A 15,833-nucleotide genomic window follows, 5' to 3' on the forward strand; every position below is an offset into this window, starting at 1 on the left:
TTTTATCGCTTTTCCGTGGGGAAATATGACAAAAATTAGTCCGTTCAGAGGTATTCTCTACAATACGAGCAAGGTTTCGGGAGAAGATGTTGTTGCTCCTCCTTACGATATTATTACGCCTGAATACAAGGAAACGCTTTACAGAAAAAGCCCTTACAATATTGTAAGGATAGATTTTGGCAAAGAGCAGGAAGACGATAATGGATCCGCAAACAAATACACACGCGCTGCGCAGAATCTTTCACAATGGCTCAAAGACGAAATCCTTATAAACACAAAGAAGCCTTGTTATTATGTTTATGAGATCGAGTACAAAATCAACGACAGACAGAAAAAACTTAAAGGATTTTTCGGACTTGTGAAGCTCGAAGAGCTGGGCAAGGGAATATATCCTCACGAATGCACTCATTCGAAGCCAAAGACAGACAGGCTGAATCTCATGAAGTCGTGTGATGCAAATACAAGCCCGATATTTTCTCTTTATAACAGCCATGAGAAAAAGGCGTCGGATATAATCGAAAAAACAATGGCTTTAAAACCATATATGGAAGCGAAAGATCCCGAGAACGCTGTTCATAGGTTATGGATAGTCGAGGATGAAAAAGATATAGATATAATAAGTAGAGACCTAGAGGGCAGAGCTATATTCATCGCAGACGGCCATCACAGATATGAAACAGCCCTTGAATTCCAGAGAGAGATGAAAAATAAAAATCTTGACTGCACAGGGAATGAGCCGTTCAATTATGTCCTGATGTTTCTTGCAAATATTTCAGCTGAAGATCTGACAATACTTCCTGCTCACAGACTTGTCCATGGTTTTTCTGAGGATTCCCTGAAAATATTGTCAGACTATTTTGATGTAGAGCCGCTTAGAGAAGAGAATATGGAAAGTGCAATGTCAGCACAAAAACATGCCATTGGATTAAGCTATGTTGACAGGGTTGAAAACAGTCTGAAACAGTATATAATGAGACATAAAGGCAAAGGGCTCAAGGATATCCATCCTGCGCTTGTGGATTTGGATGTAACTGTACTGCATGAACTAATTTTTGGAACGCTTCTCAAGATAACTGATATAGCTTATGAGATGAGCTCTGAGGAGACGCTGTCTATGGTAAAAAAAGGACTTTATGACGCAGCCTTTTCCCTCAAGCCAACAAAGGTTGAGGATGTTGAGAGGGTTGCACTTTCGGGAGTCAGAATGCCTCCGAAGTCCACATATTTTTACCCAAAGCTCTTCACAGGATTTGTAATAAACAGTTTCAGAAATAATTTGTAGGGAGGATTTTATGGCGCTTAAAGTTGGAATTAACGGTTTCGGGAGAATTGGGAGAGTTTTTCTAAGAGCAAGTAAAACATGCAAGGATTTCGAGATTGTTGCTATAAATGATCTCACAGACTCAAAGACACTGGCACACCTGCTTAAATATGATTCGATCCACGGGATGTTTGACGCTGATGTAAAGGCCGCTGACAGCAGTATTATTGTTAACGGTAAAGAGATTAAGATAACAGCGCTTACTGACCCTGAAAAACTTCCGTGGAAGGCGCTTGGTGTTGATGTTGTGCTCGAAGCAACAGGAAGATTTACTGATAAGGCTTCAGCATCAAAACACATCACTGCCGGAGCAAAATGGGTGATAATATCTGCTCCTGCAAAAGAACCTGACATAACTGTATGTATGGGAGTTAATGAAGAAACACTTGATCTTGCAAAGCACAAGATTATTTCTAATGCATCTTGCACAACAAACTGTCTTGCGCCTGTTGCAAAGATCCTGCATCAGGAATTTGGGATAATCAGAGGACTGATGACAACAATTCATTCTTATACAAATGACCAGCGCATTCTTGATTTCCCTCACAAAGATCTGAGAAGGGCAAGGGCTGCTGCGATGTCTATGATACCGACCACAACCGGAGCAGCTAAAGCGGTCGGTCTTGTTCTGCCCGAACTCAAGGGCAAACTTGACGGTTTGTCAATGAGAGTTCCTACTCCTAATGTTTCTATAGTAGATCTTGTTGCTGAACTTAAAAAAGATACAACTATTCAGGAGGTTAATGCTGCTTTTAAGAAAGCAGCAGACGGCAAACTCAAAGGCATCATGCAGTACACAGAGGAACCTCTTGTATCAATAGATTTCAACGGTAATGCCCATTCATCAATTATAGATGCATTAGAAACAAAGGTGATGGAAAGCAGGATGGTAAAAGTTCTTGCATGGTACGACAATGAGACTGGTTACAGCTCAAGAGTGCGTGACCTTATAAGTTATATTGCAAAAAGAGGCTGAGATGATTAAGAAGAACAACAATAATAATCATAATCCTAATGCGCCTATTATCGATGTTCTTGGCAAACTGACAATAGAAGAGCTGAATATAAAAGGAAAGAGGATATTTATAAGGGCAGACTTTAATGTTCCTCTTGATGATAATCTCAGCATCACAGACGACAGAAGAATACGCTCAACACTTCCCACAATCGACTATGCAATAGACGAAGGCGCAAAGATAATAATCGGCTCTCATCTTGGAAGACCAAAGGGCAAGGTTGATCCCAGATTTTCTCTTGCGCCTGTGGCAAAAAGACTTCAGAGGCTTCTTGGCAAAGAAGTTACATTTGCGCATGACTGTATAGGTCCGCAGGTCGAAAGCCTTGTATCAAAAATGAAGGAAGGCGACGTTGTTCTTCTTGAGAATCTGAGATTCCATCCAGGTGAAGAAAAAAACGATCCTGAATTTTCGAAATCTCTTGCAAAACTCGCAGATTTTTATGTGAATGATGCATTTGGAGCTGCGCACAGGGCTCATGCGTCGACTGCAGGGATAGCAAAACTTCTTCCATCTGCAGCGGGATTTCTGATGAGAAAAGAGATTGAATATCTAAAAGGCACGATTCAAAATCCTGTCAGACCGCTCGTTGCCGTGCTTGGAGGAGCAAAGGTTTCAGGAAAGATTGGAGTGTTAGAAAATCTTGTTGATAAAGTTGATAAGGTTATAGTCGGCGGCGGAATGGCTTATACATTTATAAGAGCGATGGGTTATGAAGTAGGCGATTCTCTGGTTGAAGATGATATGCTTGATTTTGCAGAGAAGATACGAAACAAACTCATAAAAAACAATGTAAAGTTTTATCTGCCTGTAGACAGCGTTATTGCCCAGACAATTGAGGCTGGCGCAGAGACAAAACTTGTTACAACGCAGGAGATACCAAAAGGATGGAGGGCGCTTGATATCGGCCCCGCATCAGCAAAACTTTTTTCAGAGGCTATTCAGGATGCAAAGACGATAATCTGGAACGGCCCGATGGGTGTGTTTGAGATGGATGCATTTTCAAGAGGGACATTTGCTGTAGCGCGCGCAGTTGCCGATGCATATGCATTAACAATAGTCGGAGGCGGAGATACTGACCTTGCTGTTCATAGGGCAGGCGTATCAGACGCCATATCATTTATATCAACAGGGGGCGGAGCATCGCTCCAGCTTCTTGAAGGCAAAGAGCTTCCGGGCATAGCGGCTTTGACAGACAGAAAAAAAGAAGAATAATTTCGGAAGGGCGATTAGCTCAGTGGTAGAGCGCTTCCTTCACACGGAAGAGGCCGTAAGTTCGATCCTTACATCGCCTACCATATACTTTGTTTTTGCCTTCTCATAATTTTGTATCAATTATTTTCTAGTCCCAATCCCATAAACCATGTTGAACATTACTGGTTTTATTCGTTGAAGCTGAATTTAACTTATTTTTAACAGTCAATTTGGTTTGAACAGTTTTAATGGTTAAATCCAAATTATAATTTTCTTTTGCTCTGCAACGACTTTTAATTGTCAAAGTAGAATGAACCATTTTGCATATTCTAGAATTTATAAGCTCTGTTTTCGTCATACAATCTCCCCTTCATTCTTACAGAAAGCAACTATTGTTGCATTTTCAAGGATGGTTTCTTCCATAACTATTCCCCTATTAATTCGAACTTTATTCTCATTTTTATGCTATGCAATATGATAGCGTTTTGAATTGCGAAAGGTTGGAGACAACCCTTTAGTCAGCTGTTCAGAAAAAACGAAAAAACGTTTAAAATCAACTAGGGAATTTTTAAATGCAGGAAAATATCACAACAAAACAGGAAATTTTTGTCACATCTTTGGCGGTGAGAAATCACAAGAATTTTTGAGGTAATTTCTAAGTTCTTCTAAAATAGAATTTGTAGGTTTATTTTTAAATAAAACCATAAATTTTTTTCTAAATTTTTCATGTTGTTTTGTTATGTCTCCTACAATGGGTGATTTTTCAATGATGCTTCTTATACGCAAATCAAAATTAAAAAATAGGTCTAGACTTTTACATAAAGGCAAGGAACTGGCAAGTCTCCTTTTCTGACTCTTATAAAAGAAATGAAAAAATTCCCATTCAGCAAGTTTTTCTTTGTAGGCAATCTGCTTTGATAGATTTACAGGCATCATCGGGAATTCTTTTTTTAATCTAGAGAGTATCTTCTTGGGATACTTTTTATTCATGCCAAAGTATTTTGCTATTTCAGATATTCCAAGTATGCAGTTTCTTTTTATCTTGTTAATGTCTTTTTTAAGCATATAAGAGCGATTTCTCATAAGGTCTTCCCTTATATAATCATCAAAAAAGCCATATCGTTTCATTTTTCTTATAAATGCTATTCTATTTGCTTCGGATATTGTTGTCTTGCTCCTTTCAGCTTTTCTTGGGTTGCTCTGTATAGAAAATATCTTGCATAAATTTTTATAACCGTAAACTTTTTGTTGTCTATTTTCTTGTCTACGTTTTTCGTAAAATTCATTGAGATATTTAATGTACTGAGGAGAAAAACCAAAATAGTCTTTCCCATCTGTTACATGCTTGTTGAAAATCTTTCTTGAAGGAAATCCGCTAACCTTTCTCATTTTTCTGCCACTCTTTTTTTGTGGTTTGCTCCTGCTCCAATAAATTGAAGTTTATTTAGGGGAAGGTGTAGGAGTTACACCTTGTCAGCCTATATTGCCTATCTTCTAAAATTATAACGCTTTATGCTTCAAAATATAATCCTTAACTGCCTCAGCTGAATTGTACTGTTCTTGTATAGTAGACAAGCAAAAAATAGGGAAAAGGGCAAAACGCCTTTTCTATTAATTTGCAAAGATTTGGGAAAACTTGGTATGTGGAATAATTGTTACAGGATAATTCACACGGAAAAAGCCGTAAGTTCGATCCTTACATCGCCTACCATTTAAAATTTTTTTATCCGCCGATCTGTGACATTGTGCGGATGAGTTTTAAGGTTTTACTGCTGCTGTTGATATTATGCTTTTCGGGTTTTACTGCTATTGCAAGATTCAGAAGTCTTCTGGTTTCTTCTTCAATGTTTGTTCCTCTTAATGCAGGCTTAAGGTCGATTTCTGTCTCGGAAAAAAGACAAGGCCTTAGTTTACCATCAGCTGTGAGCCTTAGACGATTGCATTCCTCGCAAAAGTGATGTGTTATTGCGCTTATAAAACCTACGACGCCTTTTGCATTTTCTATCCTGAAATATTTTGAAGGCCCGTTCTTTCTAACCTTAACAGGAGTGATTCTGCCGATCTTTTCTACTTCGGACATTATCTCATTGCACGGAACATATTTTTCAGGACTCCAGAATCCGTCTTTTCCAAACGGCATAAATTCGATGAATCTTACATGACAATCTCTGTCAATAGTTAATCTTGCAAAGTCCTGTATCTCATCAGCATTAATATTTCGGATTGGTATCATATTTATCTTAATGGGCAGAAGACCTGCCTTTCTTGCAGCTTCAAGTCCTTTAAAAACAACATTTATGTCGCCAAGTCTTGTTATTTCTTTGTAACGCTCAGGTTTCAGAGTGTCAAGGCTGACATTGACCCTGTCAACGCCTGAATCTGCCAGCGCTTGTGCATATTTTTCCAGCAGAATTCCATTTGTAGTGATGCTAAGATCTTCTATGCCTGCAATTTTTTTTATTTCGGATGTTAATGATGTCACATCTTTTCTTGCGAGAGGCTCTCCGCCTGTTATCCTGATTTTTTTCACGCCAAGTTCAACAGCAGCTTTTATAACCCTGATGATCTCTTCATAAGAAAGAATGTCTTTATGCTCGATCGGATTGATTCCTTCTGAAGGCATACAGTATACACAGCGCAGGTTGCACCTGTCTGTGATCGAAATGCGCATGTAATCGATGACTCTGTTGAATCTGTCTTTTAGGCCTGACATTTTCTAGCGGCTTTTCTTTGCTGATGGTTTGTTTATTTCATCGAGTTTTTTCTTTGCAATGCCTGCTTCTTTGGACTTGGGATATTTTGTCCTTAACTGCTCAAAGATGCCTTTTGCAGCTTTTTTGTCTGTCATTTCCAGGAATGCCAGTCCCTGTTTGAGCATTGCGCCGGGACACTTGTCACTTTTCGGATATTTTTTTATTAGTGCATCATATTCAACAATTGCTCCTGCATAGTCCTCTTCTGCGTAAAGCGTCTCTGCGATCCAGAACTGAGCATTTGCCGCAAGATTATCTTTTGGATGTTGCTTAAGAAATGTTTCGAATTTTGCACGTGAGTCTTTATATTTTTTCTCTTTGTAGAGGTTATATGCTGATTCATAAAGTTTCTTAGGTTCTTTTGCATCAGTGGTTTTTGTTTCTGTTGAAGCTGTTTCTTCTCCATCAGCTTTTTTTTCTTCAGATATTTCGGTTTTGTTTTTTTGGGTGTCTGTACCTGATTTTGAAGAAGTTTTTGGCTGCATCTCTTTTATCTGATTCTCAAGCGCAGTGATCTGTGCGCGCAATACTTCTATTTCCGAGGTCATTTTCTTGAGAGAATTATCCTGATTATATTTGTTTTCGTCGAATCTCCCTGTAAGGGTCTGAAGGTCTTTTGATACGGATGAGACCTCAGAGCGGAGCGTGGCTCCGCTCTCTCTCATTGCATTAAAAGATTCATCTTTGTTTAATTTGAGATCAGAGGCCTGTTTCTGAAGTTCATAGATATCCCTTTTCAGCTGGTTAATTTCAGCTCTGAGCATAGACATATCGCTCACTGACGCACACCCTATGATGAGCAGAAGCGGCATAAGAAGGAATATCTTTTTCACTTTATTCTCCTGATGGTCTTAAGATCGTTTATTTATTTTGCTACTTTAAACTCAACTCTTCTGTTCTCCTGCCAGCACCCTTCTGTTTTTTCTGTGCAGAGAGGTTTCTCTTTGCCAAAGCTTATTGTGCTTAGCATGTTCTTACTTGTGCCGAGTGATACAAGATAATCTCTCACTGACTTTGCTCTCTTTTCTCCAAGTGCCAGGTTGTATTCGTTTGTGCCTCTCTCGTCACAATTTCCTTCGAGAACTATCTTTGCTGTTTTGTTGCTGATTGCCCAGTCTGCAACACTCTTGAGAGTTGGTTTTGCATCACTTCTGATGTTGTATTTGTCGAAATCAAAAAGAACATTACTAAACATGGAACCTGCGGCAGACTCTTTTACAGCCATTGTCTCAACTTTTGGAGCTTCAACCTTTTTTTCGCCTTCAACAGCTTTCTGGGTTGTTGCCGGCTGTTCAGGAGCAGTTGAAACTTTCTTCTGCTGCGCACAACCTGCAAATGCAATTACTAAAAATAAAGCAAATACCAAAGCTGAAAATCTCTTCATAATAAACCCTCCCTTATTTTATGAAATATGTAGCCTGAGTTATTACAAACTCACCAATGACTACTGTATAACAATTTAATTAGGAGACCACCTCGGACCGGTTGCCTTTAACCAAGCTGGTGTAATCCTTTTCTGGATCTCCCCATTATCCCGCATTATATATATGCCGGTTGCGCCGTCCCTGTCTGACGAGAATATTATAAACCTTCCGTTAGGAGAAAATGAAGGGTCTTCGTTGTTGCCTATGTTGGTAAGTCTTGTTAGTCCCGAACCTTCAGGCTTGACAGTAAAGATATGATGTTTTCCTTCAAATCTGCCTACAAACACAATGTTGTCGCCAACTGGCGACCAGATAGGCGATGTATTATAATTTCCTTCGAAGGTGATTCGTCTCACATCATAGCCGTTTTTTTCCATAATATATATCTGAGGTGTTCCGCCTCTGTCAGAGACAAAGGCAATCTTTTTACCGTCTGGCGAGAATGAAGGCGAGATTTCTATCCATCGTGTTAAAGAAATCTTTGTGATCTTGAATTTAGAAAGCTTCAATGTATAAATGCCATAATCCTCGTCTTTTGATGAAGCAAAAACTATCTCATCTCCTTCAGGTGAAAAATTGCCTGTTATATTCAGACCTATAGAATTAAATATGCTTCTTTCTGTCATCTTTGTAAAGTCTAGCAGATATATGCCCCATTGTATGCCTCGCTGTGATGAATATACAATCCGAGTGCCGTCTTTTGACCAGTGAGGAGCAAGGACGAAATTTCCCCTAATGCCAAGACGCTTTATGTTTGAACCGTCCCAGTCCATGATATAAAGTCCTTTTTTGCCTTCATCTTCAGCAACAAAGGCGATTTTTGTTGTGAATATGCCTTCCTCGCCGGTGATCTGTTTATATAGATCATTTGCAATAGAATGAGCAACTTCTCTAAGAACAGTTTTTTTGCCTTCATATTTTTTCTTTAAAATTTCTTTTCCATCAGTAACATCGTATAGCGCAACATTTATTGTTAGGTCCTGATCTCCGGTTACGGTTCCTTTAACAACTGTCTCAGCGCCTATTATGCTCCAGTTCTCGGGATTAAACGGATGAGTTGATTCTTCGATATATTTTTTTCTGTCAATACACAGGAAAAATCCAGTGAACTCAAGGTCAGCTTTTATTATGTCTGATATTGCCTTTCCTTCACTGCCTGTGAATTCAGAAATTGCTATAGGAAGCTTTCTCATGCCCGGGGAATTTATATCAATGTAAGTCTTTGCCTCGCTTTTGGAGATCAAGAAGTTAAAACATAAAAATGAAATAAGAACAATCAGCGCTAAATTTTTTAAATTCAAATTCATAGTTTTTAATTTATTTATCATGGTGTAAACCTCAATCCAATTTCTTCCATGTCATATGGAGGCGGTGTTACGGGGCTTGCCTTTGTTATTGCCCTTAAAACGGATTTATCAAAAAGAACATCTCCTGAACTTTTCTCAATTCGGTTGATTTTTACTGCTCCGTCTTTTTTTATTGTTACTGTGATTATCGCCTCGAGTGTCATGTCGCTTTTTGACGGGAATGCCCAATTCTGCCTTATTTCTTCTCCTATTTTTTTCTCATAGCTTCCCATGGAGATCCCGCTACCTGTTGTGTCTTGTGTATTTGAAGAAGTCACAGTCTCGGAATTACCTGAAGCCTTGAGTGAAATTATATTTCTCAGTTTTACAGTTTCGGCAGCTTTCTTTTTTCCTTTTAAAGCAGCAATTCTGTCAGAGGCATATTGTTTTTCATCTTCTTTAGAATCCACATTTTTTGAGCCGTTGATTGACGCTGAGTCAGAAGATGTTTTTGGTATTGCTGCAGGTGCAGATGCGCTTTCAACTTCGGGACCAACAAGATTTACGATGTATGAGGCGGGCCTGATAAAGTGATTTGTCTGCTTGATTATTATTACTGCTACGAGGAAAAAAGTTATATGAAGTGCGAGCGATATAATCGCTGTTGTGCGAAGTTCGGGCTTCCTCATTTTTCACTTAAGTCAATCTTTGGTTCAGTAATCATCCCGAGTTTTTCTATTCCGGCTGCTTTTATATCACCCATTACCGCAACAACAAAACCGTATGACACATCCTTGTCAGCCTTTAAAAAAACATTAGGTCTGGAAGAGCTTAATGCCAGGAGTTTTTCTTTCATTGAAGAAAGTGATACAGAGATGTCATTCATGTAAATGCTGCCGTCTTTTTTCACTACAACAGTTATTCTTTCTTCAGGAGGAAGATCTTTGCCTTTAGCCTTTGGAAGATTGACATCGATTCCCTGCTGTAGCAGTGGAGCTGTAACCATGAATATTATTAACAGCACCAGCATTACATCAACGAATGGCGTTACATTTATTTCTGATAATACGCTTTTGTTTCGTTCAGTCTTCATTTTTTACTCTTTAGCAAAGAAATCGAGGAGTTCTTCTGAAAAATCCTCCATCTCTATAATCATCTCTCTTGCCCTGCTAAGATAGTAGTTGTATGCAATAACAGCTGGAATTGCCGCAGCAAGTCCTGCCGCTGTTGTAATAAGCGCCTCTGCGATTCCGGGCGCTACAACTGCAAGCGATGCTGAACCTGCAGCCCCGATTCCCCTGAATGCGTTCATTATTCCCCATACAGTTCCGAATAAACCGATGAATGGAGTTGTTGAGCCTGTTGTCGCAAGGAAGTTCAGGTATTTCTCGAGTTTTGCGGATTCTAGCGCTTCATACCGCCTTAATATTCTTTTTATTTCAGTTTTATCCTGAGTTTGCTCGCTTGCTGTGTATTTAAATACATTAGCCAGAGGGCTTAGATTAAGTGTCCTTGTGATGCCTGACAGTGCTTTTACATCACGTCCTGCCCTGTATGCCTCGAGGAAAATGTCTGTTTCCTTGTCTGCCCGTGACATATAGCGTTGTTTATAAAATATTATTGCCCATGAAACAACCGAGAAGAAAACAAGGATGAGAATGACGAATTTAACGACAAGACTTGCCTGTAATATTAATTGAATGACAGAATGTTGCATTGATATTCTCCTGTTTTAAGATTGAGAAAATACTGATTTTTAAAAACGTTTCTATTATAAGTCAAACGAATTTTTTATTCCATAGCCATAAGATAAAATATTAGGTATGATCAATGGGGCTTTCTTGCCTGTGCTAGTTTTTTTGCCGCTGTTCTGAGCGCATCTGATATATTCCTGTTTTTTTCGATTATAGAAAGGTCTTTGAGTTTTAAACTTGTAAGCATCGGGATTGCTACGCCGGCCGGAGTTTTCGGGTTTGTTATAACTGCAAGGAGGATTTCATACTTTTTCATCCATTCCCTGTTTTTCATTATAGCGCGCAAAAGTTCGTCAGGTATTGAACGCTGGTGTGCAAGTATCTCTATCTCGGATTCGGATATTTTGGGGTTCTCAATTACTGCCAGCATTATTTGTTTGTTCGGATCTTTTAAAAGAATAGACCTTGCTTCTCTGCCGCCTCTCATAGCCAGCATTCTTTTTTCAGATATGTTTAGACTATGGATTCTCTGAAGAATGCTGTCAGAACGCATAGAGTCTTCTCCTGCTGTCTGAGACTCTGAACTGACATTTACAGGTATCTGCAATTGTTTTGCGGCTTCTTCCTTAATATTCTGCGGAGCAGACGGATGCTCTACAAGTAAAAATAATATCTCAGGTCTCTTCCTGTTTGCGTTTAATATCTCTTCAAAAAGATTATCGTCATCTACCTCAGCGAGCAAAGCCTCTATAGCATCTTTTGAAGCCAATGAAAAGTCGACTCCAATGGCAATTTGTTCGTCCATTTACGATTGCTCCTTTTTCATATATATAAAATATTCTACATTGCCTTTTTGTCCTTTTACAGGAGATTCGAAAACTCCGACTGTTGTCAATCCTGAACCCTCAAGGCTTTTTCTTGTTAACTCAACGCATTGTAATCGTTTTTCCTCATTTCTTACAATGCCGCCTTTTCCGACATCTTTTTTCCCAACTTCAAACTGAGGTTTGATAAGACATAGAATCTCACCGTTATTTTTTACGAATTCGGCTGTTTTAGGAATAATCTTTGTAAGTGATATGAAAGACACATCAGCGGTTGCAAAATCGATATCATCAGAAATTTTTTCTCTTCCAATATGTCTCATATTTGTTCTTTCAAGGAGTATTATCCGCGGGTCATTTCTCAAAGACCATGCTATCTGGCCGTAGCCAACATCAATGCAGTAAATTTTTTTTGCTCCCATCTTGAGCATGCAGTCAGTAAACCCGCCTGTTGATGAGCCCACATCCATCGCAATCTTATCTTTCAGGTCAATTTTGAAAAAATCTATTGCAGATTTAAGTTTGAGTCCGCCTCTGCTGACAAAAGGGATGTCGTCTTTTTTTAGGCTGATATCTGAATCATCTGATATCAATGTGCCTGCTTTTGTAATGGTCAGTCCATTAACAGAAACAGCACCTTCCATTATCAGGGCTTTCGCCCTTTCCCTGCTTTTTACAAATCCTTTATCTGTAAGTATCTTATCTAACCTTTCTTTCATTGTTCAATTTTCAGCTCTAAGTCTTTAAGCATAGAGACCGCAGTATTATAAATCCCTTCCTCATCAATGCTGTATTTTTTTCTAAGGATTATCTGCGAACCCTGCTCCACAAATTCATCAGGTATGCCGAGCAGTTTTATCCTGACATCACGAATATCCAGCTCATTCAGGCATTCCAAGACTGCGCTTCCGAACCCGCCAGCAACAACATTGTCCTCTATTGTTAGCAGCCGCTTTGTTTTTGCCGAGATTGAAGATATGAGTTTTTTGTCTATCGGTTTTATAAACCTTGCATTTATTACTGCTGCCATAATGCCTTCTTTTTTAAGACGTATTGCTGCCCCCAGAGCAGGATAAACAGTGTTGCCTATTGCAATTAATGCAATGTCGTCCCCTTCTATTAATATTTCTGCCTCGCCTGTACTAAATCGTCCTGATAAATGAATCCTTGATTCAGGGGATGGTATTTTTCCTCGGGGATATCTTATTGCAGAAGGACAATTGCAATTTAAGGCGAGCTTCAGCATTTTTTTTAATTCAATATCATCTTTTGGCGCCATCACGATCAAATTTGGGATATGCCTTAGATAGGAGATATCAAATACACCCTGATGTGTTGGCCCGTCCTCGCCGACTATGCCTGCACGGTCAATAGCAAAGATAACCGGCAGATTCTGAACACAGACATCATGAATAATTTCATCGTATGCTCTCTGTAAAAAAGTAGAATAAATCGCAACAACAGGCCTTAAGCCCTGTGTTGCAAGTCCGGCTGCAAATGTTACAGCATGGGGTTCTGCAATCCCCACATCGTAAAATCTTTCAGGATATTTTTCTGCAAAAGGCTCAAGCCCTGTCCCTTCTTTCATCGCTGCTGCTATAGCGATAATTCTTTTATCATCCTCTGCAAGTTCTATAAGCGCATCCCCGAAAACCTTGCTGTATGAGGTTGTCCTCTGGTCGCTGAGCGGGTCTCCGGTCTCGACCTCGAATGGACCAATGCCGTGATAAATGCACGGATCTTCTTCTGAAAATTTATATCCTTTTCCTTTTTTTGTGACGATATGCACCAGAGAAGGTTCTTTAATTTCTTTTATCCCTTTAAATGTCTCGATAAGAAGATGTATATTATGTCCGTCAATTGGGCCGACATAATTAAACCCAAGATCTTCAAAAAGTCCGCCTGGAAGAAAGAATCCCTTTAGGCTTCCTTCTGCGCGCTCTGCAATTTTTGCTACTGAGCCTCCGATCTTTGGTATGCCTTCAAGCAGAGCCTTTGTCTCTTTCCTGAATTTTTGATATGCACTGCTGGTCAGAACTTTGCTCAGATAATTAGACATGGCTCCAACATTGGGTGATATGGACATCTCATTGTCATTCAGTATTACTATCAAGTCTTTTTTAAGATGCCCTGCCTGATTAAGTCCTTCATAGGCAAGCCCTGCAGTAAGAGCTCCGTCGCCAATTACAGCAATGACCTTGAACTTTTCACTGTTCTTATCTCGTCCTGCTATTATTCCGAGCGCTGCAGATATCGAGGTTGAACTGTGGCCGGAGCCGAATGCATCGTGAATGCTTTCATCTCTTCTTGGAAATCCTCCGATGCCTTTATATTTTCTCAGGGTTGAGAATTTTTCGTATCTGCCTGTCAGGAGTTTATGGCTGTATGACTGGTGTCCAACGTCCCATATGATTTTATCTGTTGGCGAGTCAAACGCAAAATGAAGCGCGATTGTGAGTTCTATTACTCCCAGATTTGACGATAAATGTCCGCCATTCATTGCAACCTGTTTTATAATCAGACTTCTGAGTTCTTCTGACAAACGATTCAGGTCTTCGATCTTGAGAGATTTTAAATCCTGCGGCGAGTTTATGTTTTCTATTAACAACTTAATATCCTTCTTTTATTGCTTAAAGCTAATTTTTTCTTTCCAGCAGATACTTGGCAACAGCCCTTAAAGGTTCTGCTTTTTTATCAAATGCTGAAAGTGCATCTATTGCGTTGTTTATTAATTCTTTTGCTTTTTGCTTGGATCTCTCCAATCCGTACAACTTGGGATAAGTCATTTTTTGTTTTTTTTCATCAGAACCTTTTGGTTTGCCCAGCACCTCAGTCTCACCCTCTACATCAAGTATATCATCAACAACCTGAAAGGCAAGGCCGATATTTTCAGCGTATTCTGAAAGTTTTTTCAGCATATCATCTTTGCATCCTGCAAGAATTCCGCCAGTGCGTACGGAGGCAATTATTAGTGCTGCGGTCTTGCGGTTATGCATGAACAATAGCGTTTCCTCATCAGGTTCAGAATTTTCTGAAAGAAGATCCTGTGCCTGTCCTCCGACCATTCCCAGAACCCCGGATGCCTTTGATATCTCTTCTATGACTTTTAGCAGTGCAGATTCAGTTATTTTTGGAGATTTATTTTTTGACAGAAGATAAAATGCCTCTGTAAGAAGTCCGTCTCCGGCAAGTATTGCCATCCCTTCGCCAAAAACCTTGTGGTTTGTCGGCTTGCCCCGCCTTAGATCATCGTTATCCATTGCAGGAAGGTCGTCATGAATTAAGGAATAGGTATGAATAAATTCGAGTGAAGATGCATAAGGGATGATTCCCTCTGTATTTCCCCCACATGCCTCATAAGATGCAATGCAGAGTATCGGCCTTATTCTTTTGCCTCCTGCAGAAAGGGAATACACAATCGAATCTCTTAAAGTCTCTGGTTTATAGGAGACATCAAAATAACTTCCTATGAATTGGTCAACAAGCCTGCGCCTGTCATTGAGATAAGACTTTAAATCGAACATGCAGTATTTTAACTCAAAATCAAGGAAGAAGTGACTTGATAAACTCCCTGTTCAGTTTTGCAATAAATTTTACCTTTATGCCTTTGGGACAGACAGCCTCGCATTCGTAGTGATTGCTGCAATTTCCAAATCCCTGTTTTAGCATTTCTTCTGTCATTGCGCAGACTCTGCGTTTTGCCTCTGCTTTTCCCTGTGGAAGCATTGCAAGATGTGATACCTTTGCTGATGTGAAAAGCATTGCAGAACCATTAGGACATGCTGCAACACATGCGCCGCATCCAATGCACTCAGAGGCATCCATTGCAGTTTCGGCATCATCTTTTGGAATTAAAATTGTATTTGCATCTGGAACCCCGCCTGTATGAACTGATATATAACCGCCTGCCTGTATCAAACGGTCTAAGGTGCTTCTGTCAACAATAAGGTCTTTTATAACAGGGAATGCCTTTGCACGAAAAGGCTCGATGTAAACGGCATCTCCGTTTTTAAAATTTCTCATATGCAGTTGGCATACAGTAGTTTTTTTCTGAGGTCCGTGGGGAATTCCGTTGATGACCTGCGAACAAGCTCCGCATATTCCCTCTCTGCAGTCATGGTCGAATGCTATGGGTTCTTTGCTGTTTTTTATCAGGCCTTCATTTACAACATCAAGCATTTCAAGAAAAGACATATGTTCGCTTATGTTTTTTGCCTCATATTTTTCGAATCTGCCTTTATCTTCAGGATGTTTCTGGCGCCATACATATAGTGTAAGATTCATGATTATACCCCTTTATAAAAACTTCACAGCCTTGATA

Annotated in this window: 16 protein-coding genes and 1 tRNA gene; 4 read left to right on the forward strand and 13 right to left on the reverse strand. The window is 39.6% G+C overall.

What is annotated here, in order from left to right; all coding sequences use genetic code 11:
• The first annotated feature begins 25 nt into the window (after positions 1 to 25).
• From LLF28_00260 to LLF28_00275, 4 genes are all read left to right on the forward strand, one after another.
• A complete protein-coding gene (locus tag LLF28_00260) occupies positions 26 to 1,282 on the forward strand; it encodes a DUF1015 domain-containing protein (GenBank protein ID MCE5193886.1) in 1,257 nt (418 codons plus the stop codon).
• Between the two features lie 10 nt (positions 1,283 to 1,292).
• Positions 1,293 to 2,297 (forward strand): type I glyceraldehyde-3-phosphate dehydrogenase, encoded by a 1,005-nt coding sequence (gap, locus tag LLF28_00265; GenBank protein ID MCE5193887.1) that lies wholly within the window; start codon positions 1,293 to 1,295, stop codon positions 2,295 to 2,297.
• 1 nt (position 2,298) lies between these two features.
• Positions 2,299 to 3,552 (forward strand): phosphoglycerate kinase, encoded by a 1,254-nt coding sequence (locus LLF28_00270; GenBank protein ID MCE5193888.1) that lies wholly within the window; start codon positions 2,299 to 2,301, stop codon positions 3,550 to 3,552.
• A gap of 8 nt (positions 3,553 to 3,560) precedes the next feature.
• A tRNA-Val gene (locus tag LLF28_00275) sits at positions 3,561 to 3,635 on the forward strand.
• A 505-nt stretch (positions 3,636 to 4,140) separates the two neighbouring features.
• On the opposite strand, the gene LLF28_00280 is transcribed toward LLF28_00275, so the two are convergent.
• The 13 genes from LLF28_00280 to LLF28_00340 all read right to left on the reverse strand — a co-directional run bounded on the left by LLF28_00280 (position 4,141) and on the right by LLF28_00340 (position 15,796).
• Positions 4,141 to 4,920, reverse strand: a complete 780-nt coding sequence (locus LLF28_00280; GenBank protein MCE5193889.1) for a hypothetical protein — start codon at positions 4,918 to 4,920, stop codon at positions 4,141 to 4,143.
• A gap of 334 nt (positions 4,921 to 5,254) precedes the next feature.
• Positions 5,255 to 6,244, reverse strand: coding sequence for a GTP 3',8-cyclase MoaA (gene moaA, locus LLF28_00285; GenBank protein MCE5193890.1), 990 nt, complete (start codon positions 6,242 to 6,244; stop codon positions 5,255 to 5,257).
• Between the two features lie 3 nt (positions 6,245 to 6,247).
• Positions 6,248 to 7,117, reverse strand: coding sequence for a tol-pal system protein YbgF (ybgF, locus tag LLF28_00290; protein MCE5193891.1), 870 nt, complete (start codon positions 7,115 to 7,117; stop codon positions 6,248 to 6,250).
• Between the two features lie 32 nt (positions 7,118 to 7,149).
• Positions 7,150 to 7,668, reverse strand: coding sequence for a peptidoglycan-associated lipoprotein Pal (gene pal, locus LLF28_00295; protein MCE5193892.1), 519 nt, complete (start codon positions 7,666 to 7,668; stop codon positions 7,150 to 7,152).
• A 75-nt stretch (positions 7,669 to 7,743) separates the two neighbouring features.
• On the reverse strand, positions 7,744 to 9,036 hold the full coding sequence (gene tolB, locus LLF28_00300; protein ID MCE5193893.1) for a Tol-Pal system beta propeller repeat protein TolB: 1,293 nt from the start codon (positions 9,034 to 9,036) through the stop codon (positions 7,744 to 7,746).
• Positions 9,033 to 9,683 (reverse strand): TonB C-terminal domain-containing protein, encoded by a 651-nt coding sequence (locus LLF28_00305; protein MCE5193894.1) that lies wholly within the window; start codon positions 9,681 to 9,683, stop codon positions 9,033 to 9,035. The genes tolB and LLF28_00305 overlap by 4 nt, the downstream gene beginning before the upstream one ends.
• Positions 9,680 to 10,087, reverse strand: a complete 408-nt coding sequence (gene tolR, locus LLF28_00310; protein ID MCE5193895.1) for a protein TolR — start codon at positions 10,085 to 10,087, stop codon at positions 9,680 to 9,682. Before tolR ends, LLF28_00305 begins: the two co-directional genes overlap by 4 nt.
• 3 nt (positions 10,088 to 10,090) lie before the next feature.
• Entirely contained in the window at positions 10,091 to 10,711 is a 621-nt protein-coding gene (locus LLF28_00315; protein MCE5193896.1) for a MotA/TolQ/ExbB proton channel family protein, read from the reverse strand.
• Positions 10,712 to 10,821: 110 nt separating this feature from the next.
• Positions 10,822 to 11,493, reverse strand: coding sequence for a hypothetical protein (locus LLF28_00320; GenBank protein MCE5193897.1), 672 nt, complete (start codon positions 11,491 to 11,493; stop codon positions 10,822 to 10,824).
• A complete protein-coding gene (locus tag LLF28_00325; GenBank protein MCE5193898.1) occupies positions 11,494 to 12,231 on the reverse strand; it encodes a TlyA family RNA methyltransferase in 738 nt (245 codons plus the stop codon).
• Entirely contained in the window at positions 12,228 to 14,120 is a 1,893-nt protein-coding gene (gene dxs / locus LLF28_00330) for a 1-deoxy-D-xylulose-5-phosphate synthase (protein ID MCE5193899.1), read from the reverse strand. The genes LLF28_00325 and dxs overlap by 4 nt, the downstream gene beginning before the upstream one ends.
• A 28-nt stretch (positions 14,121 to 14,148) precedes the next feature.
• Complete coding sequence (locus LLF28_00335; GenBank protein MCE5193900.1) at positions 14,149 to 15,036, reverse strand: polyprenyl synthetase family protein; 888 nt, start codon at positions 15,034 to 15,036, stop codon at positions 14,149 to 14,151.
• A 19-nt stretch (positions 15,037 to 15,055) separates the two neighbouring features.
• On the reverse strand, positions 15,056 to 15,796 hold the full coding sequence (locus tag LLF28_00340) for a succinate dehydrogenase/fumarate reductase iron-sulfur subunit (protein MCE5193901.1): 741 nt from the start codon (positions 15,794 to 15,796) through the stop codon (positions 15,056 to 15,058).
• Positions 15,797 to 15,833 lie beyond the last annotated feature (37 nt).

It is taken from the genome of Nitrospiraceae bacterium (assembly GCA_021373015.1).
Classification (GTDB): domain Bacteria; phylum Nitrospirota; class Thermodesulfovibrionia; order Thermodesulfovibrionales; family UBA1546; genus JAJFTJ01.